Genomic DNA, 19,904 nt, shown 5'->3' on the forward strand with positions numbered 1-19,904 from the left:
ACGAGGATGCATCCAGTGACCAAGATCGCCAGAAAGACAATCAGATCAACAGGAAACGGGCCACGTACGGTCCGGCGGCTCGGCATGATGGTGCTCCTGAGTACATAGAGGCTTGGTCTCCACGCCGTGTGTGCTGTGTCCAGGTGCTTGCCTGGCGGCGTGTCTCCTCGAGAGTGACCTCCCCGGCAAAAGGTGCGCCACGGGCAACATCGTGTTTCCGCAACTGTCAACTGGGGGGTTGGTCTTGGCTCGTGTTGCTGAGGGAGAAACCGGCGAGGGCGATTCGCCTGCGCCGGCCAAACGCCTGGGTCCGCTCAAATCCGAGGCGTTGAAGAAGGACTATCCGCGAAAGCTGGCGCTCGTGGAGCAGCTCAGGATCCTCGTAGAGGGCACGGGCCGGACGTCCAAGTCCCTTGCCGCGCAGATCCACATCAGCGCGTCGTCCATGTCGAAGCTGCTGTCCGGGAGCCGGCTGCCGCCGCGTCCCGAGATCGAGCAGCTGGTGCGGGTGTGTCACGTGACCGACGAGGTCCGGGCCCAGCTGCTGCGCCTGCACACGGCCGCGCTCGCGGAAGCGCACCCCAGCCTCGCCGACCTGCTGGAGAAAGCCGACGCCTATGAGGAGATGGCTCTGGAGCAGCTGCGGCTGCAGGTCCGGCTGGAGGCGCTGACCACGCAGCAGCACGAGCGCCGGGTAGCCTACGACGTGCTGCGGGTGGAACACGAGGCCACCAGCCGCGCCCTTAACGACGCGCTCGCGCAGGTCCGCGCCCGCCAGGCCGAGTTCGACGCAGCCGGCGCCCGTGCTGCGGCCCTGCTCGAAGCGGAGCAGGAGGCTCGCCGGGCCGATCGGGAGGAACTGCGGCGGCTGCGCGAGCGGATGAGGCGGATGGAGGATCTCCGGCAGGAGGCAGACGAACTGCAGGAGCGGGTGCAGCAGCAGGACGACGAGATCTGCTTCCTTCGTCAGGAGCTGTCGCAGGGCGCTGAGGAACTGCATGCCGTGCGCGCGGACCGCGATCAGGCGCGCTGTGAAACGGTGCAGCTGCGTGAGTATCTGATCGGCCTGCAGTGGGAACTTGCCGCGGCCGAGCGCGGGCAGGCACGCCGTCACGATGAGGAGGGTCTGGTCCGGCAGACCGTCGATCACATTCTGGATCGGTGGGCGCAGCCGGTGTCCGAAGACGAGAGCCTTTCCACTCATCGGGCGGATGCTTTCGGCTGGACGGCGTCGGCAACCGGTCCGGACGGCGAGGACTGGGTGGTTTCCGAGGTGGAAACGGGTGACCTGGCGGCCCCGGCGACACCCGGCTTCGGACCCGGCACCGCAGCGTCCACCGCGCCGGCATGGTCCAGCAGGATCCGGTGGCGGCCGGTGGCGGTCTCGGCACTGTGGAGCGTCCTGGTGTCGGCGGTAGGAGCAGGAGCATGGGCCTTGATCACCCTCCTGCCGCCCCCGCCGGACTGGACCGTCCCGGTCGGCACCACCATGGTCGCCGGGCCCACCGCGACTCGCCGCACGGTGTACGCCGGCGGCACCAACGGCACCGTCTACGCCCTCAACGCCGCCACCGGCCACACCCGGTGGACGAGCCCCACGCACCTGATCCCTCACACGGCCCTCGCCGCCGATGACGACAGCGTGTTCGTCAGCAGTCAGGACGGGAACGTCTCCGCCCTCGACGCCGCCACCGGCCAACCCCGCTGGAGCACCCCCCTGGGCCCCGTCACCGGACCGGTGACGGCCAACGGACTGGTCTTCGCAGCCGACCACAACGGCCACATCCAGGCCCTGAACGCCACCACCGGGCGCCCCCGCTGGAGCGCCCCGGTTGACAAGGACGGGGTGGGCGCAGGCCCCGTTGTCTCCCACGGGATGGTCATCGCGGTCGGCCAGCACGGCCGCGTCCACGCCTTCAACGCGGCCACCGGCCGCAGAACCTGGTCTGCCACTGCCGCCGCCCCGGTGCGCAACGAGCTCACGACCGCGGGCAACAGGATCTTCCTCAGCAGCCAAGACGGGCGCGTCTACGCCCTGGACCTCGCCACCGGCCGCATCCGCTGGAACTCGCACACCGGTCCCGCGCACCTGACGGCGGATAAGGCATACGTCTACGCCTGCACGACAAGCGGAAAGGCCGTCGTGTCCGCACTGGAGGCGGACACCGGACACCAGGGGTGGCGCCACACCGTCTCCCAGCACGCCACCGACACCGCCATCGCGGTGACCGGCGACATCCTGTATGCCGCCGCCGATGGCGAAATCGACGTCCTGTACGCCCCCACGGGCGAATCCGGCTGGGGGCCCGACCTGCCCGCACCCCCCAAGAACAACCAGCACGTCAGCATGGTCCCCGTCGACGGCACCCTCTACGTCAACACCGCACACAGCGTGCGCGCCATCAACATGGGCAACGACCCCTTCCCCGCAGCCGTGCACGGATACGGAGCCGCCGGCCAATGACGGCTATCGGGGAGCTGCAGATACCCAGGCGACGCAATGGCCAACCGACGGAATTCGCTGGCCTGCTGAAACGCAGCTCCCGGAGCGTGGGCATCCCGCGAGGGCGTGTGGAATCTCCCGGTGAACCGCGGTACCTACGGTGCCGGTCAGGGGTCGAACTCGCGGCCGGGCAGGTGAAGGGACGTCGAACCCGGGGTCTGCGGAGGCTCCGGCAACTGCTCCTCCTCCAGGGTCGCGCGAGCAGGTCCGGGGCGATCCATGTTTCCGTCCTCCGACCTCAGACGGCGAGGGGGCTCGAGGTTCCTCCTGCGCGTTTTCGGCCGGCTGGCAGGCTCGAACATGCGCCGCTTTGTGCGCTTTTCGATCGGCATTGGCGGGTTCGTAGGGTTGGGTTCAGGCGCTGGTCCCTCGAAGGCTGTGGTCGGTTCCGTTGCCGGGTGGGATGGTTCGGCGGCGCCCGCGAAGTTTCGCACCGAGTCGGCCAGCTCCTGCAGGCGGTCCACGCTGATGTTGTGCACGGCCTTGCCGACGACACGGGTCGCGTCGTCGGCGAGGGTCAGGAAGGTGGGGTGCAGGATGTACTTGCCCAGTTTGACCGCCACCTCCCACTTCTCGTCGCCGCGGGCCAGGTCAGTGCAGATGGTGGCAGCCCAGCCTTCGGATGAAGCGTGCGGGAGCATGAGCCGCCCGAGGACGTCGAAGGCGTCGGCCGCCTGGCGCTCGCCAAGATGCGGTACCTCGGCCTGACCCGCCAGGCCGAGGTCGGCCTTTGTCCATCGGTGTGCCAGCGCGTGTACGGCGAGTTGGAGAGAGCTACAGACGAATTTCCTCTGCGCTGCGGCCCCGACTGGCGGGTGGGCTGGCCGGTCGAGATCCAGCATCGCGTGTGTCTGCCCCGCCAGGACACCGAGAGCCCATGTCAGCCGTTGCTGGTCTGGAGAGCGTCGCCGCAGTTCTCGGGTGGCGTCGCGGGCGGCCCTCAGCACCCCGCGAGCCAGCTGGTCGAAATGCTCAAGCGACGTGGCGGCCCACTGATTGGGGCCCGTCGGGTCGTCGGTATTCACTCTGCCCCCCTCCTCGGCCGGTCCGCAGTGCGAGCGGGAAAGGCCGGTAAGCCCAGGATGCCCCGTCTGATGCCGTTGTAGCCCCATCGGTGGCGGAACGGTGGGTAGCGCGCCCTGGACCGTCACCGCCTCGGTTCTGCACGGTCCGGCACCCGGACTTCAGCGAGAAGTGCTCGGCCTTCACAGCGGTAGATCAATGAACACACGGTGGCCGTACGGCCCGCTGACCCGGACCCGCCTATTCCGTCACCTCGGTAGCCGCATTTCGTCGGTTCTCCGTGGTGGCCAACCGACGGAATGCGCTGACCTGGTGAAACGCAGCCACTGCCAGGTGACGATCCCGCGTAGAGGCGTGGAGACTGCCGGTGAGGCGCCGTACGCCGACGCTGTTCCTCGTGCTGGGGCACGCGCAGACGTGGGCCCGGAGCTGAGTAACAGCAAACTCGCGGCGCGTCTGGCACGGATATTGCCTGATGTGGCGACGAGCGCGGCGGCTGCGGCTCGGGGGCCAGGGCGGGCAGGGTCTGGTTGCTGGAGGCCGGGTTCGCCGGGTGGATGATGGTTCGGCGGCCCGGCCCGGCACGGTCAGAAGTACTGGTGAGCGCCGGACCTGAGAGGCGGGCGTGGGGGTCAGCTGACGAGCGTGAATACCTGGTGGTCGCCGGGTGAGCCGTCGCCGTGTAGCACGACCGGGGCGAGGAATCCGCCGTGTCCCTCTTCGACGGTCAAGAACAGGTGGTTGACCTCGATGGCGACTTCGAGGTCGCCTAGGTCGTGGATTTGGAACTCCTGGATGGAGTAGCGGTCGTCGCAGTCCCCCTGCACGATGGTGTCGTCGACGGACGGATCACTGTCCAGGACTTCCAGGCACTTGCCGGCGAAGGTCTTGATCCTGACGGAGCCGTCTCCGTCTCCGGTGTCTTGCGTCGTGAAGAGCTGGTTGTCCGTGCCAAGGCAGCGGTACTGCTGGAGCGGGGCGCCGTTGTGCGTACTGGCGTCCGCGATTTCCAGGCATCCCCCGTTGTAAGTCTCGATCCGGAAGGAATCCTGTGCGGCTGCGGGATGTGCGGTGACGACGGTGAGTACGGCCGCGGCGATGAGGGCGGCAGTAGCGGCGAGTCGGTGACCGGCGCGCGTGCAGGCGAGGTTCATGAGGGGCCTTCCCATTCACAACAATTAGTGAATAACTGTACACGTAGAGTAACGGCGATCGTGTCTGGGCGTTCCCCGCGCCGCCGAGGGCGCACGAACGACCCCTTACCGGCACACAGTCCGCATCCAGCGTGCGTTCCCAATCTGGGAACCCAGCGGGGCACTAGCGCCGACGGACGCGCGGCGACCGCCCGGCCCCCTGACCCAGCCTGGGCATTCCGTCACCCCGTGAGCTGCATTTCGTCGGTTCCCCGCAATGGGCAGCAGTGTGACTGAGCACCATGTCGCCCCGCTGGCTCTGTAGCGAGCTCGACCACGGTGAGGCCGATGGGAGGTGAGCGCCCCACGAGCTGGTCGCTCATCCTCTGAGAGGCACCGCAACCGCAGATCTGCGGGCTGTGTCCTCTCCGACATGAGAGTCAACCGACGGCCACAACCGACGCCGGATGAGCGGGAGTTGCGGCTGTGGAAAGTCGGCCGCGCCCTGCTCGTCACCTTCGCCGCGGCCCTCCTGGTCTCCGCAGGAGTCTTCTACGGCCTGATGTACCTGCTGGACGTCCAGGAGATCGACCGCACCGCGAAGCTCGACGCCAGCACGCTCTTCGACCTGGTCAAGCTCTCCTTCGGAGTCGTCGCCGGTGCCGGTGCGCTCGTGGCCCTGGTCGTCGCCTACCGCCGCCAGCGCGTCGATGAAGCAGGCGCCCACCGCGACGCCACCCGCCTGCACACCGAACGCTTCTCCCAGGCCGTCGACAAACTCGGCTCCGACTCACCCGCCGTCCGCCTCGGCGGCGTCCACGCTCTGGCCGGCCTCGCCGACGACGCCCCCGACGACAACCTCCGCCAGACCTGCATCGACGTCCTGTGCGCCTACCTCCAGCTCCCCTTCACCCCCGACTCCGGCGCCGATCCCGCCCACGAGGAGGAACATTTTCGCTACCTGGCCCTGCGCAAGGTCCGCCACACCATCCTGCGCCTCATCGGCGACCACTACCGCCGCCCCAAGGGAACCCATGGCTCCTGGCAGGGCTGTGATCTCGACTTCACAGGCATCACCATTGACTGTGACGTGAGCTTTCAAGGTGCGAGGTTCTGCGGTGGCACGTTGAACTTCGCCCATGTCGTGTTCACCGGAGGCTCAGTGTTCTCTCGCGGGGAGGTGTCATTCAGCGGCGCGGTGTTCTCCGGCAGCGAGGTGTGGTTCGGTGATGCGGCATTCGCCGATGGCACCGTGTCCTTCAGCGATGCGACGTTCTCCGATGGCCTGGTGCATTTCGCCCGATCGAAGTTCTCTGGTGGCGTCGTGTCCTTCGACCGCGCAACGTTCTCCGGCGGCGATGTGTCCTTCAGTGATGCGGTGTTCTCCGGCGGTGCGGTGTCCTTCCGCCATGTGACGGGGTTGGCTCCAAGCGGGCTGCTCACTGCCGTCGGCACGCCTGCTCCTGCGACCGTCACCCTCCCTTCCTACTGGCCGATTCCATAGGTGCCGGGACGCATCGTCTCACCCCCGTCGTGGCTGGCTCCAGGGGACTCTGCTGCCGGGGTCCTGGACGGGGCGCCACACGGGCGCTGAAGGGCTGTCCTGAAGCAGGTCGGTCAACGCGGCCGCGAGGACGGGGACCTCGCGCAGGAAGGCGTACAGGGCCAGCTCTCGGGTGGCCGCGCGCAGGGCGCTGATCCGGTTCTCGATGCCGACAGGGCCGGTCCCGTCCAGGACGAACAGCAGCCGCGGGAACAGCGGATAGCGCCGCCGCCACTCCTCCACCCGCGGCTCCTGCACGGTGGGCTCGCGCCCCGGAAGCGCGGGGATGCAAGCGTGGAGGCGGGCGTACGAGGCGAGTTTGGCGGCGAGGCGCTCGGAGCCCATGGTGGCCCGGTCGACTTCCACGAACGCCCGCAGCATCGACCCGTCGCTGGAAGGGCCGTGCCGGTAGCATAGGAGGGCGTCGGGGATGACCGCGTGCCCGGTGCCGATCGAGTGGTGGACCTCGGTCATCCAGTCCAGGGGCCGGCACACATCGCCGCGGCGGCGGGCGTCTTGCAGGAAGGCCAGCCCTGTCTCGGTCACGGTGAGCCCGTGCCCGACGGCCAGACGCACCGCGGTCGGATCGGACGCCGCCCTGGAGGGCCGCCGCTCACGCAGTTCGGGCCACTCGCACGCGACCTTGCCCCCGTACGCGGTGGGAAACCACACCCGCCTGCGCCCGGTCTGCGGCAGCGTGATCCGCTCGATGAGTCCTTCCTGCCGTAGCCGGGCCAACCGCCGCCGCGTCTGCTCGATCCACACCCCCGGCGCGATCACCCAGTGCATCTGCTCCGTGGTCGCCATCCGGTACTGCACCAGCACCGCCAGCGCCAACCGATCCCCACCACCAACGTCCACACCGATCACCACAACCCTCGCTCCCCTTCCGGTACGGCGCCGGCCTCCTGCCCGCGCCGCGCATACCGGCAAGGTCAGCCGCCGTCCCCGACCACAAGGGCGACCACGAGGGCCCGACCACGGTCACGAAGCGACAACACCTCCGTCGACCAGGCCCACATCTTTTTTGACAATCCGACCGACAAGCCAGCGCACCCACTCGCATGCCCGCCCACAAACCCGCAGGCCACCACACTGGTTGGGCCGTGGTCGCCAGGCCGACATCCCCCTCTGCACACCCCCACACCCCCTAGACGAGAAGAACAGGAGAAAAAGGGAAGGGCGGGGACGGGGCGGCGCGCTTCAGGGGATCGGGGCGCCGTCCTCGCTGCTTGCGCGTCGGCGGGGCCTCCGCGCCGGCCGTCGAACCCCACCGACGGCCTCACCGGTCCGTCTGGTCTCGTGGTGTCACGGGGGTGAGCCGGACGGCGGATCGCTGTTCGCAGGTTCGAGCGGGGCCGACTCGCTTGCGGCCGTCGCGGCCTCGCGCTGTACCCGTTCGAGATGGTCCAGGCCCGTTCCCACATCGGTGACGGTGCCGAGGAGCCGGTCCTCGTGACGCCGGCGCATCGCTTCCGTACGAAAGCGGGAGATGCCGGTGAGTGTCTCGCCAAGGGCTCGGACCGCTGCCGACAACAGGCCGGGCAGTACGAAGGCGAGCGTGAGCCATACCGGGGCATCGCCCATCGCTGCCAGACCAGCGGCAGCGGTGTCGAGGACAGCAGGGAAGCGGGGCAGGGGCATCGTCGAAGCTCCAGAGAAGAAGGACAGCGGATACGAGGGCGGCTCTCGAGAGGGCGGCGCCGGACAGCAGCAGAAGCGGACTCGGCAGGCAATGTGCCGGGTGGCAGTGTTAGCGACGCAAGCCCGGCGATCGCACACCAACGCGGGTCCTGTTTTCGGGTTGGACCCTTCGGCGATCCGCAGCACACAGCGCCTGCCAGGCGGCACGGCCTCCTACGCGTAGGGCGCCTAGCCGCGCAACTAGTGCCTCACTGGTCTCCTGTCGTGTCGGTTAGCCCTTGGAGCCGTGTCGCTGGCGTCAGGCGGAGAGGCGACCACAGCCGGCGCGCGGCGAAAGTTAGAGCGGCCTCGGAGAAGAAAGACAGGACGTCGACGGCGAGCTCAGGGGCGAGGTCACCCATGCCGTGCCTCGCCGACGCGGGAATGCTTAGCTGAATGTGCGTGATTGAACGCGGAAGGTAGCCGTCGTTGGCCATGCTGGTCTCCTGCAGAGGTGCTGCCATCGGTGAACTGCCCGGTGCGGCACCACTGTTGGTGACCGGAAAATCTTGCACAAGGCTAAATAAATGCAGGTCAGCGAGGAAAGAATGCGGATGCTGGCGTGCGGTGGGGGAGCGGGATGGCCGCAGGGGGAGCGGACAGCGGGCCGGAGCAGCCGCAGGGGCGGCGGGGCCGGCCCCGCAAGGCGCTGGACGCACAGCGGCTGGATCCGCAGCGGCTGGCGTTCGTCGAGGCACTGCGCACAGTGTTCTTCGACCGGCTGAAGTCCGAGGGGATCACCTACGCCGACATCAGCCGCGAGCTGGGCAAGGGCGCCTTCAGCCCGACCACGTTGAGCCGGATCGCGGACGGGCAGAAGCTACCGCAGTACGACCAGTACATGGCATTGGTCGCGCTCGTGCCGGCGCTGGTGGGGCAGCCGCTGACCGAGAAGGCAGAAGAGCACCTGTGGCAGCTGTATCTACGGGCCGTTCAGGCCAGGGACCCCAAAGACGTGCCCTACTACCAGTACCTGCGCGACATCGACGACGTCCGCAGACGCCAGCACGCCATGCTGGTGCTCCGCAACTCCCAGCCCCTGCAGACGGACGGCGGCGTTGAAGATGACCCGGACGGCGAGCACCCCGCCGTCCGGTTGCGTGACGAAGCCGCCGCCCTCCTCAGCCAGGTAGCCCGCTCCGGCGTCTTCCTACCGCCCCAGCCGCTGGTGACGCCACCCCCAGGCGCGGTCCGGCCGCCAGCCGTGGACGCGCTCATGGAGCAGACCACGTTCTTGCTGGACGAAGCCGACCGCGCACTGCGCCGCCACCTCGCTCCCCGGCAGACTCCGGGCTTTGTTTCTCGTGACGAAACAACCCCTGACCAGCAACAACAGTCCCAACGTCCCAGGCCGGCACCCGACCCTTCCAGCCTGCTCCCCACCCCGGCAGCGCCGTCGCGAGCGGGGCAACTGCACGCACAGATCTGGTCGGTGGTCCTGGCCGTCGTCTGTGTCGTCCTCGCCGTCGGCTACCTGTTGGACCGCCTGGACTTCCAGCGCGCCCAGGACCCGCCGACCAGCACCAGTAGCTCTGCCGCCGCCACCGGTGGAGCACAACCCTCAAGCGGAGCAGCCGGCGGCGGTAGTGGTGGTGGACAGGCCGTGCCGAGCGACCAGGCCCCCAAGACAGGCACACCGACACCGACACGGAGACGAAGACCTCCCCCGGGACGAACACCAGCACCAGTGCGCCACCCGAGCCGGTCGTGGAGGACATGCAGATCACAGCCGACCCCAGCAGTGGCGTGGTCTTCTGCGAAACCGTCAAATTCACCCTCGCCGTCACCACGAACCAGGCCACCACCGTGGACATCACCTGGACACCCGACGACCGCCTGCAGCAGCAACGCGGCGCTCAGCCGGAAACCCGAACACTGTCCTTCTCCGCTGCGCAGACCGTCCAGGACGTATACACCGTCAACCTCGGCGTGGCACACACCGGGGAACAGCAGAAGGGGACCGTCACCGTGACCGTGTCGGCACCCCACTCAGACAGCGGCAAGCAGGCCACCGGCTCTTTCGATCTTCTCTGCGAACCTGGGTAAAACCGACTGCACCCATAGTCGAAACCATCATTCCCGGCTGCTCTGTGAAGCCCATGGATCATGGCCTTGCGACCATGGTGGCGCTGGAAGGAGGCGGGACGTCGATGGCCGATGCCCGCCGGCTCGCAGCCGACTTCCTGGCCCGCGTGCAGGCCGTGTACGGTCTGCCGGTTTCGCAGCGGGCTCTGGATGCGACCCGGCTGGTGGTCAGTGAGCTGGTCCCCTATTCCCTCATACGCGCCGGGCCCGGTGCTGCTGGATGTGCGGGTCGACGGCGATGTGATGGAGGTGGCGGTGTGGGACGGTGGTCCGGTGCTGCCGGTGGTCTGGGATGCCGACGTGGGCCGGGTGGGCCAGCACGGTCTGGAGATCGTGATGGCGGTCGCTCAGGGTTTTGCGGTGCAGCGGGAGCCGGTCGGTAAACGCATCACCGTCGCATCGCACTCTTTGTTAGTTCCTCCACGGCGTTCACCTCATCATCGGAGCAGGTTGAACGCCTTGCCTGTCTGCGCCCGGCCGGTACCGGTGGTGGAGCCCCCTACGCCTGTGGTCCCACGGGATGACGGCGCGGCCCCGCCGTTGCCGAACAAAGCTGACCTGTCAAGCGACGATGTGGCTCCATCGACTGAAATCGGGGCCAAGATCCCGAAGCTTGATGTCACCAGCCGCATCCATTCGTGCGGACGCAGCTTTCACGAAGGCCCCGGAATCGCTGCCGGCGCTGCTGTAGAGGAAGAGCTGGCTGCCTTCGTCGATAGGAATGGCACTCCAGGGTCGACCTAGCGCGACATTCTTCTTATGGTTGAACGCACCTGCGGCAGTGAATTGTCCAGTTGCCTGAGGGAACGACACCCCATCGCTGTACTGGAAGAGGGCCCAACGACCCGAGAGTGCCGTAATGCTCGACCATTTTCCGAACTGATTGACCGGGAAGCTCACAGTCTGGGAAAAGGCGCCGGAGGAATCGAATTTTCCGATCGCAGCCTGCGTCCCGGTCTCATCGGAAAAGTCGCCGTTGTAGAAAAATACTTCACCCGTCTCGAAGGGAACGATACTGTCCCATTTCCCAAATGTCCCGGCTGGGTAGTCCTTCAGGTTGGTGTAGTTCCCGCTCGTGTCGAATCTGCCGACTTTAGCGGCACCTGTGTCGTAGTTGTAGAAGAATACGCGACCTGCACCAAGTGGCACAACACGGAAGGACTTCGCGAACTGATTGAGTGCATAGTCCTTGAGGTGGAAAAAGCCACCGGCGCCGTCCACTCTGCCCGAAGCCGATACGACGTTTGTGCCCTCATCGTTGTAGAAGAAAAGCACTCCACAGCCCAGGGATGCGATTTGCGTCCACTTTCCGAATTGATTGACAGGGAATGTCTGCAAATGGATGTAGGCGCCGGAAGCGTCGACTTTTCCGGTCGCGGCGGACCTGGTGCTGTAGTCGTAGAAGAACATGATGCCACCTCTTCGAGTTCACGCGAGGGAATATTTTCTCGCGCTCGGAAAGTCGTGGCCGCCACAGTGGCAGTCATTCCGGGGGCATAAGCCTGGCGCTAGTTTTGACTGTACGTCTGCACCCAAATTCCTGCAACAGGTTCCAAATTCAGTTAAATCTGCAATAGATGAAATAGGAACGTTTCTTGCCCGCTGGTTTCTGTAAACTCTTATTAGTTAGTCCCTGCCGTGCGGGCCGGCCCAGCGGCACGGCCCGTCACCGCTTGCCCAGGAAGACCTTCGGCGGCGCGGCCGGAGCCGAGGCCTTCGGAGCAGCCGGGACATTGGCAGCGGGCTGCTTCGCTCGGGCCGCGTCCTCAGCACTCCACATCACGCCCCACCCTCCAAGGCAGCCCACTCCAGACCGAGTTCGGCCAGCTCGCCGCGCCGCTCCGCACTCATCGTGCCGATCCGGCGCCGCGCATTGTCCAGAAAAGCGCCGATCTTGTGCGGCACCCCGTCCACGACCTCCACCGCCTTGCGCGGCACCCGCACATGCCCCTTGCGGGTGCGGCCTTTCGGTGTGGGGTCGGTGGTGGTGAGAGTCGGTGTTGGTGGTCGGGTGGTTGGTGTATTGGTGCTGGTCAGTGGGGTGTTGGGGCGGGATCGGCACTGTCATGAGGTGAGAGGTTGATGGGTGGGATCGCTGTCGTGGGGCTTTATCGCATGACGGCTGATGGTGTCTCAGGTTCGTGAGTTCTTATGCGGTGGGGTGGGCCCGGTCGGTGTGATCGTGGGGTGGACCAAGAGGTAAGGGCCGGCCGGGGGGCTGTGCTGTCCAGGGGGTTGGTGGTGCGTCGTCTGCTGGAGCGGCAGCGGACGGGGGAGTTGTCGACGCGGCATGTGCGTGCGGTTGCTGAGACGGTGGGTGTTTCGGAGCGTACGGTCTGGCGCTGGCTGGAGCAGGCGAAGGCTTCCGGGCGGGTGGAGGCGCCGGTCCGGCAGGGGTATGCGGTGTCGGACGAGGTGTGGGAACTGCTGGGTGAGGCGGGGGCAATGTTTCGGAGCTGAGGCGTCGGCTGGTGGCTGGTGGTGGTGAGGTGCCGGTTCCGTCGATGTCGACGTTGTGCCGGGTGATCCGCAGGGACCGTCGGGCGGGGCGGGCTTTGCTGACCGGGTGGGAGCCGGAGGTGGCCGGGGCGCGCCGGCCGGATGCCCTCAGTGAGCTGGGCCTGAACGTGGTGGCCGAGAAAGGCGTCGGTGGGCAGGTGTTTCTGCGGGAGCAGAAGCACCTGGCGCAGGTCCCGGTCCTGGTTCCGGATGCCCAGGTGGTGCACACACCTGCCGTTCGGTCGGTACTGCGGACGGTCGCGCACGCGGCCGCGGTCGGGGCGGTGGTGTGTTTGTACGGCGACGCCGGCCAGGGCAAGACCGTCGCGCTGCAGTACGCCCTGTCCCAGCTGCCGCATCCGGCCCGGGTCCGTCGCGTCCACGTCGGTGTGCACCCGACGGTTCCCGAGCTGCGCCGAGTACTCGCGGACGCCCTCGAGCTGGGCAGGCGTCTGCCGCGCGGGGCGGGGGAGGCCGACCTGATGCTGGTGAACGCGCTCCGACAGCCCCGTGTGCTGGTACTGGACGAGGCACAGCGTCTTCCGGGGCCGGCACTGGAGTTTCTGCGCGGGCTGTGGGACCACCCGGACACGGACACGGCACTCGTGCTGGCGGGGGCGGGCAGCGAACGGGCGCTGCGCCGGGTGCCCGCGCTGGCCTCTCGGGTGCTGACCTGGGAGTTGGTGCCGCGCCTGAGCTCGCGAGAGGTGGCAACCGTCATGGCTGCCTTCCACCCGCTGTGGGAGGACGTGAGCGAGGACGATGTCGTGTGGGTGGACGAGCATGTGGGCCACGGCAATTTCCGGACGTGGGCGAAGCTGACCTCGCACCTGACCGCCGAGCTCTACGGCGTGAGCCGTCCGGTGGTGGACCGCCGGTTGCTGGAGCGGGCCTGCGCACGGCTCATGGGGCCGCTGTGACCGGCGCGGCGGCCGGGCCGGGAGAGGGCACTTCCCGCTCCGGCGTGCACGGGGACGGTCCGGACACGCGGGGAGGTCTGCCTTCTTCCTCCTTGTCGGCGCTGCGCGGCCCTGCCGTGCGCCGGCTGCTCGCCCTGCGGCAGGACCAGAAACTGACGACGCGGCATGTACGGCTGATGGCTCAGTCGTTGGAAGTGACCGAGCGCACGGTGTGGCGGTGGCTTGCCGCTGCCGAGCGGGATGAGTCCGCGGCCGCGGAGCCCGGGGCGCGGGCCCAGAGCAAAGACCGCTTCTCCGTCACCCCGGAAGTGCGCCGCCTGCTGGCCTTGTGGAAGGGCAACGTCGCGGCAGTCCATCGTGAGCTGATCGCTCGCGCGGCCAAGGGCGAGGGGGAGCCGCCTCCGTCGATTCCGACGCTGCACCGGGCGATCCGCCGGGACTTGACGCCGGGGGAGCGGGCGGGGCTCGCCGGTGGGGAGCGGGCGGCGCGCAAGCATGATGTGTTCCTGGCCCGGCCGCGGGGCTGGCGCAACCAGGTATGGGAGACCGACCACAAGCAGGTCCCGGTGCTGGTCGACGTCGACGGTAAGGCCCGCCGGCCGTGGATCACCTGGTTCACCGATTGCGCGACGAACGCGATCACCGGCGTCGCGGTCACGCCGGTGTATCCGTCGCGGGAGTCGGTGCTTTCCGCGCTGCGCTTCGCGGTCCTGCACGAGGAGCCCTATGGCCCCTTCGGGGGTCTGCCGGAGAAGGTACGGGTGGACCGGGGCAAGGACTTCCTGTCCCGGACGGTGACCGCCGCGTTCGATCTGCTGGACGTGACGGTGGAGGACCTGCCCGCCTACACCCCCCACCTCAAGGGCACCGTGGAGGGCCTGAACCGGGCGGTGGAGAGCATGTTCCTGGCCGCGCTGCCCGGCTACGCCCGCCAGCCGCGCCCCGGCAAACGCCCTTCCCGCCCCAAGGACGAGGCACTGCTCAGCTTCGAGGAGTTCACCGCCCGGCTGCTGGCCTGGACACGGTGGTGGAACACCGAACATCACCCCGCTCCGTTACGGGGCAAGACCCCGCTTGAGGCGTGGCAGGACGATCCCACCCCGCTGCGGGACGTGCCGGCCGCGGATCTGTGGACCTTCACCCTGGAGGATGCCGGCACCCGCACGCTGACCACCCGCGGCATCCGCTTCCGAAAACGCGACTACGTGGGTGCGTGGATGACCGGCCAGGCCGGCATCCAGGTCCGTATCCGCTTCATGCCCCACCACGACCACCGCATCGAGGTCTACCACGCGGCCACCGGCCGCTACCTGGGGCCGGCGGACCTGGCCGACCAGGCCACCGACGAACAGATCAGCGCCGTACGAAGAGCGCGGGCGGCCCGCTCCCGCCGCCTGAAAAAGGACCTTCAGGCCGTCCAGTACGAGCGCTACGCCGCGGTGAACCAGCCCGCCGCACCCCAGTTGCTGGGCGCGCTGACCGGTGCGCAGGCCGAGGCCGAACTCGCCCACGCCGCCGGCACCAGCCTGTCGGATCTGGCCCTGCCGGACCTCATCCCGCCCGCCGCACCCCCGGCCGACTGGCGCACCCCGCCGTCCCTCGCCACCCGCACCGCACCCGGCCGGCCTGCTTCCCACCCCTCCGAACCTGCCCCCGGGCACCTGCCCGGACACACCGCAGACCCTGCTGAACACGGAGACGCCTCGTGACCACGGCCAGCTACCAGTACGTCGCCCTGTCCGATGCGTCTGTGGTCACCACCCGCGCCCTGCTCACCGCCCGGGACAACATCGCCGACACCGTGGATGCCCGCGCCATGATGTGCATCCACGGCGGCGCCGGCTTCGGCAAGACCCTCGCCGTCAACATCTGCCTGCGCGAACTCGAGCATGAGGACGTCCGCAAGATCACCTTCCGAGCTCGTCCCACCGCCCGCGCGGTCCGCTACGAACTGTTCACCGCGCTCGACCTGGCCGGTGAACCACCGCGCCACCCCAGCGAGTTCGACCGCCTGCTGAAGACCGCCCTGGCCGAACGCCCCCGCACCTTCCTCGTGGACGAGGCCCAGTGGCTCAACGGGGAGGCATTCGAGTACTTCCGCTACCTGTGGGACGAACCCTCCACCCAGCTCGCGATCATCTTCGTCGGCGGCGAGGGCTGCCACACCGTGCTGCGCCGCGAACCGATGCTCTCCTCCCGCGTCTTCATCTGGCAGCACTTCACCCGCCTCACCCCCGGCGAGGTCCTCGAGGCCATCCCCCTGTTCCATCCGATCTGGGCCGACACCGACCCCGACGACATCACCTTCGCCGACCAGCACGCCGCACACGGCAACTTCCGTGCCTGGGCCCAGCTGACGGCCCACACCCGTACCGCACTCGCCCGCACCGGCCGTCCCCGGGCGGACCGGGACCTGCTGCGCTGGGCCTTCAGCCGCCTGGCATGACCGCCACGCCCCCTCTTCCCTGCCCGCCCCTACACCCGGGACCTCCGCCACCACCCGACGGAGCGCCTAACCGATGCTCACCTGCCCTCAACCGCCGCCCCCGATGGTGGTGTTCGACCCTGGCGACGACGCCGCACACACCCGCGCCGCCCTGTTCATGCATCATCCGGCAGCCGGCTGCGCCACGGTCCATCCCACTCCTGGCACCGATTCCACCCTCGCCCTCGCCCACAACGTTCTCGAAGCCCTCGGCAAGGCCACACCCGTCCCCGGCTACCGCGCCACCGATCCGGTCCCCGTCTGGACCCTCGCAGCGGCCTGGACTCTGGCATTGCCCGTCACCCACCTGACCGTGCTGCGCGCCCACCTCCTGTCCGCCCGCGCTCTCGGTGACCTGCTCGCCCTGCGCGTCCGTACCGGTGTGCGCCTCCACCTGGTCTGCCACCAGCCCAAGCTTTCCGCCGCCCTCGAGCGGGCCCTGGCACGCACCGGCTACGACATGGCCGACGCTGACGCCGTTCTGCGCCAGGACGACCTGGACCCACCGGACACGCCGCGGCCACGGCAAGCGGCCACGCACAGCGGGGAGTGGATCGACTTGCCGGCCCTGACCACCCTGACCTCCTACGAGTCCAGCCCCGCCTGCGTGTGCTCCCCACCCACCGCGGCCGAGCGTGGCTTCCGCCCACCGCTGCTTCCCATCCGTATCGCCACCCAGGTCGCGCAGCGCCTGTCCCGCACTCCCCACCCCCACATGGCCGCTCATCTCGCAGCAGCCGTCGTCACCGCCGCTTCCACGAGCCAGCTGGACACCGCCCGCGTCCTGGACCTCGCCCTCGACGGCACCACCCTGGCCCTCCACGACTGCCACAACGTGCGCCAAGGCTGCACCACCCACCCCGTACCCGTCTGGGCCCAACCCCTCCTGCGCGCCGCGGCGTTCACTCATCTCCTCGCCGCCGGCGAGCGCGGCAGCACACTGTTCGCCGACCCGCTCGGCGCCCGCGGCCTGCCTTCCTTGAGAGACTTCGCCGAGCACCTCAAGCTCCGTCCGCCCCAGCCCCCGCCTTCGCGGGGAAAGCCCCGCACAGGGCAACAGCAGACGGCCACGATCTGGCCTGTCAGCGGCGCGCACCACGCCCGGCGCTGGACCGCGGAGGAGAACATGCAGGGCTGCCCCCAGCCCCCGGGCTATCGAACCTAGTACTGCCCGGGTACCTCGCGGTGGTTGCTTCTTCTCAAGCAGCTCACGCGCAGCGTCCCTCGCGGTCTCGCAGAGCAGAAAGGGAAAGGGGCTCTTCCCAGCGGAGGTTGTGACCTGGGGTGCCGACCGAAGGTGGTGCGGGGTGGAGGGTGCGCTCTTTGCCGCGGGCTTGGTTCTGCCGATTGTCAGTGGTGCATGGGAGTCTTTGTGTACGTCACCGGCACAACGAGCGGAGAGTACTGAGGTGCATGCCATGACTGTGCGCGTTCGCCATGCAGGCCCTCCCGCGCCGTCGGGGTGCCGGTGGTGCGGTGAGGAGCAGAGCCGGCACGGGCGGCGCTGGGTGTCGTCCGTCGGGGTGCATGCGTGGGAGGAGCCTACGCGTGAGCAGCGCCTGAGCCGGATGCAAGCACGCCGTTCTCTGCGCCGTGGTCAACCCTCGGGCCAGTAGGCCAGACCTGCCTCCCGGGCAACCTTGATCGCATCCTCGAAGGACTTCACCAGGGGACGCGGGACGTCGGCTGCTGTGCGTAGCCGACGGGTGAGCTCGACGACCATGTCTTCCTTGCCGTTGGGCGAGGTGGTGGAGTACTGGCGCAGCAGGCCGTGCAGCGACTTGCTGAACTTCCCTGCCTGGCGCAGATTACCCACGTCCTGGGCGGCCCACTGCCGTTCGTCCTTGCGGGGCCACACGGCGTTCATGGTGTCGGCCCACTGTTCGTCGCTGAAGAGGTCCTCGAGCTCGTTGGGATCTCCGAGGAAGAGACAGTCGGCCTCGGTGAATCCCTGTTTCTTCAGACGGTCGATGTTGAACTGCTTCTGCTTGTCGCGCATCGTGTCGGCGTCGACCAGGAACACCACGGTGCGGTTGTGCTTTTTGAGGAACTTGGCGAAGCTCAGGGCTCCGTCGTTGCCCTTGCAGTCCCACAGGGCGATGCCTGCGGACTGGATGGGGTATCCGAACGCCAGCTTGAAGAGGATGGGCAGGGCTGCGTACTCCGTGGGGCCCTCCACACCGACGAAGCAGCGTTCGTGCAACAGGACACTGTTTCGAAAGCCCAGGGAGAGGGCCATGTTCGACATGAACCGGCGGGTGTCTTCGTCGTCGTCTTCCGCACCGAGGGACTGTACGTAGGCACGTCCGTCCCGGCTGTTGAGGTGCACGATGTCTTGGATGTCGACGCCGTCGATCAGGTTCAGTGAATGGGTGGCGACGATCACGGTGGATTGAGCGGCCGACGCCGACACCTTGATTATCTGCATGATGCGGCGCTGGTGGTCGTAGTCCAGATGGGTGTCGGGCTCGTCATAGGCGATGATCACGCCAGGGCCCTCGTCGGAATCCTCCGACAGCAGTTCCTGACTGGCTTCCCACAGCGCCAGAGAAACTCGGCGTGACCGGCCAGAGCCTGCTGCTGTCAACGACACGGCCCGCTGGCCTGGAGCCGCTGCGGTCAACGACAGGCTGTTGACGGTCGGCCGGAACTGGACGCCCGGATCCACGGTGAAGGCATCGAATGCGCACCGCTCCTCGACCAGCTTCTGCAACCGGATGACGTCGTCTTTGAGGAGAGCGGCAAACTCCTCCTCCAGATCCGTGATCTTCTTCCGGGTCTCCTCCCGCAACGTGTACTCACGCAGCTTGGCCGTCAGGATGCTGCGTACGACCGCTTCGGGAGACTCGGCCGCATCCCCCTTGAAATACAGCAACTGAGGAAGTGCAGAAGCGACCGCCTCGGGCGCCACGACCCAGTCGGTGACTTTGTCGTCGGTGCCGGCGGCGTGCTCCTTGAGCAGCTCTGCCCAGCTGTCCTTCACGTTCGGCTTGCCCTCGGGCAGCTTGAGCCCAAGCTCAGAGGCCAGGTCCCTCAACTCGCCGGCCTTCAGAGGGGCGATGTCCCGCAGGGCCGGATTTCGCGGCACCTCCGTCAACCACTCCAGACAGCTGCGCCCACCCTCCACATGGCGCCGGCGCACCCGCAGAAACGGTCCCGTGTCGAGCGCCTTCTCCTCCGCCGCAGAAAGAGCGAATCTGCCCTCGACCGTGACCGTGCGCTGTTCCTCGTCCTGGTCCGCGGGCAACGCTGCGCGCACGGGCTCGGCCTCGGCGAAATCGGAGATGTCGCTATCGATGATGCTGCGTTCACCGAGCAGGACCGCGATCGCATCCAGCGTCGCTGTCTTCCCACAGTCGTTGTGCCCGGTCAAGATCGTCTGCTTGTGGATCGGAATGCTCTCGACGTGGCCCAACGAACGGAAGTTGCTGACGCTGAGTTCGACGAGTCGCACGCTGCTCCCTTGCAGTACGGCACGAGCGCGTGCGGTGGGCAGCCAGCAACGCGTCGGTGTAACGCCCCCATTTACAACGAGATGGAACTCTAGCGCCTGCCGGGACGTGGGGGAGGGCCATCACTCGAAGGTGTGCTTGGTGGCTCTGGGCTAGGTGTTGCTCTCGAGCGGCAGTCGGGAAGCAACTGCCCATCTGGAGCGCCAAGTCGTCGAACCCACGCGAGTGACCAGAGGACGGAGATCTCCGGCGCGGATCGAAGCGTGATGCTGGAGGTGTGCCATTCGGTCAGGTGGATGAGCGGGTGGGGCCGGGGGCGCGGACGGTGGGGAGGTCGGTGCGTTCGTTGTCGGCGGTGAGGGCGTCGGCGGTGAGGCGCCGGTAGGCGTGGAGGAGTTCCGCTATGGCCTCGGGTGCGGTCTCGGCGGTGGCGACTAGGGCGGCGAGGATCTGGGAGCGGGAGGTTTGTTCGCCGGCGGCGGCTGCGGCGCGGACGAGTATGTCGAGGCGTTGGTTGATGTCGTGAGGCCAGGAGACGAGTGTGTTGCGGCGGGGCTGCTGCCACAGCAGGTCCACGG

At 67.9% G+C, this 19,904-nt stretch carries 16 protein-coding genes and 1 pseudogene; 9 read left to right on the forward strand and 8 right to left on the reverse strand.

What is annotated here, in order from left to right; all coding sequences use genetic code 11:
- The first annotated feature begins 211 nt into the window (after nt 1-211).
- Nucleotides 212-2,464 carry a PQQ-binding-like beta-propeller repeat protein gene (locus D1369_RS42210; RefSeq protein ID WP_162951056.1) on the forward strand — a complete coding sequence of 751 codons (2,253 nt, stop codon included), beginning with the start codon at nt 212-214 and terminating at the stop codon, nt 2,462-2,464.
- Nucleotides 2,465-2,610: 146 nt separating this feature from the next.
- Here the strand turns inward: D1369_RS42210 and D1369_RS42215 are convergent, their stop codons facing one another.
- Complete coding sequence (locus D1369_RS42215) at nt 2,611-3,528, reverse strand: hypothetical protein (protein ID WP_007379135.1); 918 nt, start codon at nt 3,526-3,528, stop codon at nt 2,611-2,613.
- 630 nt (nt 3,529-4,158) lie between these two features.
- Nucleotides 4,159-4,680, reverse strand: a complete 522-nt coding sequence (locus tag D1369_RS42220; protein ID WP_037898517.1) for an RICIN domain-containing protein — start codon at nt 4,678-4,680, stop codon at nt 4,159-4,161.
- A 541-nt stretch (nt 4,681-5,221) separates the two neighbouring features.
- On the opposite strand from D1369_RS42220, the gene D1369_RS42225 reads away from it, so the two are divergent.
- Nucleotides 5,222-6,163, forward strand: coding sequence for a pentapeptide repeat-containing protein (locus tag D1369_RS42225; protein WP_237557566.1), 942 nt, complete (start codon nt 5,222-5,224; stop codon nt 6,161-6,163).
- An 18-nt stretch (nt 6,164-6,181) separates the two neighbouring features.
- On the opposite strand, the gene D1369_RS42230 is transcribed toward D1369_RS42225, so the two are convergent.
- Both D1369_RS42230 and D1369_RS43340 read right to left on the reverse strand, forming a co-directional pair.
- Nucleotides 6,182-7,075, reverse strand: a complete 894-nt coding sequence (locus tag D1369_RS42230; protein ID WP_007379132.1) for a replication-relaxation family protein — start codon at nt 7,073-7,075, stop codon at nt 6,182-6,184.
- A gap of 435 nt (nt 7,076-7,510) precedes the next feature.
- The gene (locus D1369_RS43340; protein ID WP_007379131.1) at nt 7,511-7,846 is read right to left on the reverse strand and encodes a hypothetical protein; all 336 of its coding nucleotides are present in this window, start codon (nt 7,844-7,846) and stop codon (nt 7,511-7,513) included.
- 1,746 nt (nt 7,847-9,592) lie between these two features.
- On the opposite strand from D1369_RS43340, the gene D1369_RS42240 reads away from it, so the two are divergent.
- Together D1369_RS42240 and D1369_RS44390 are read left to right on the forward strand one after the other, a co-directional pair.
- Nucleotides 9,593-9,931 carry a hypothetical protein gene (locus tag D1369_RS42240; protein WP_118083090.1) on the forward strand — a complete coding sequence of 113 codons (339 nt, stop codon included), beginning with the start codon at nt 9,593-9,595 and terminating at the stop codon, nt 9,929-9,931.
- A gap of 53 nt (nt 9,932-9,984) precedes the next feature.
- Nucleotides 9,985-10,363: pseudogene (locus D1369_RS44390) on the forward strand (ATP-binding protein); the annotation flags it as partial.
- A 168-nt stretch (nt 10,364-10,531) separates the two neighbouring features.
- Here the strand turns inward: D1369_RS44390 and D1369_RS43345 are convergent.
- Together D1369_RS43345 and D1369_RS42250 are read right to left on the reverse strand one after the other, a co-directional pair.
- Complete coding sequence (locus tag D1369_RS43345) at nt 10,532-11,380, reverse strand: hypothetical protein (RefSeq protein WP_162951058.1); 849 nt, start codon at nt 11,378-11,380, stop codon at nt 10,532-10,534.
- A gap of 369 nt (nt 11,381-11,749) precedes the next feature.
- The gene (locus tag D1369_RS42250) at nt 11,750-11,908 is read right to left on the reverse strand and encodes a helicase (protein WP_118083091.1); all 159 of its coding nucleotides are present in this window, start codon (nt 11,906-11,908) and stop codon (nt 11,750-11,752) included.
- A 303-nt stretch (nt 11,909-12,211) separates the two neighbouring features.
- On the opposite strand from D1369_RS42250, the gene D1369_RS42255 reads away from it, so the two are divergent.
- The 5 genes from D1369_RS42255 to D1369_RS42275 all read left to right on the forward strand — a co-directional run bounded on the left by D1369_RS42255 (nt 12,212) and on the right by D1369_RS42275 (nt 17,039).
- Nucleotides 12,212-12,430 (forward strand): helix-turn-helix domain-containing protein, encoded by a 219-nt coding sequence (locus D1369_RS42255; RefSeq protein WP_162951059.1) that lies wholly within the window; start codon nt 12,212-12,214, stop codon nt 12,428-12,430.
- 119 nt (nt 12,431-12,549) lie between these two features.
- Complete coding sequence (locus tag D1369_RS44675; protein WP_162951060.1) at nt 12,550-13,389, forward strand: ATP-binding protein; 840 nt, start codon at nt 12,550-12,552, stop codon at nt 13,387-13,389.
- Between the two features lie 92 nt (nt 13,390-13,481).
- Nucleotides 13,482-15,098 (forward strand): Mu transposase C-terminal domain-containing protein, encoded by a 1,617-nt coding sequence (locus tag D1369_RS42265; RefSeq protein WP_240436157.1) that lies wholly within the window; start codon nt 13,482-13,484, stop codon nt 15,096-15,098.
- A complete protein-coding gene (locus D1369_RS42270; RefSeq protein ID WP_205574514.1) occupies nt 15,095-15,835 on the forward strand; it encodes an ATP-binding protein in 741 nt (246 codons plus the stop codon). The genes D1369_RS42265 and D1369_RS42270 overlap by 4 nt, the downstream gene beginning before the upstream one ends.
- Before the next feature lie 73 nt (nt 15,836-15,908).
- Nucleotides 15,909-17,039 carry a hypothetical protein gene (locus tag D1369_RS42275; RefSeq protein ID WP_118083094.1) on the forward strand — a complete coding sequence of 377 codons (1,131 nt, stop codon included), beginning with the start codon at nt 15,909-15,911 and terminating at the stop codon, nt 17,037-17,039.
- Nucleotides 17,040-17,471: 432 nt separating this feature from the next.
- Here D1369_RS42275 and D1369_RS42285 read toward each other — a convergent pair whose 3' ends face one another.
- On the reverse strand, nt 17,472-19,328 hold the full coding sequence (locus D1369_RS42285) for an AAA family ATPase (protein ID WP_007387205.1): 1,857 nt from the start codon (nt 19,326-19,328) through the stop codon (nt 17,472-17,474).
- A gap of 286 nt (nt 19,329-19,614) precedes the next feature.
- Nucleotides 19,615-19,902: a hypothetical protein gene (locus D1369_RS42290; RefSeq protein ID WP_007387206.1), complete on the reverse strand. Its 288-nt coding sequence runs from the start codon at nt 19,900-19,902 to the stop codon at nt 19,615-19,617.
- Between the last annotated feature and the right edge of the window lie 2 nt (nt 19,903-19,904).

The sequence above is a fragment of the Streptomyces sp. CC0208 genome (genome assembly GCF_003443735.1).
GTDB lineage: Bacteria > Actinomycetota > Actinomycetes > Streptomycetales > Streptomycetaceae > Streptomyces > Streptomyces sviceus.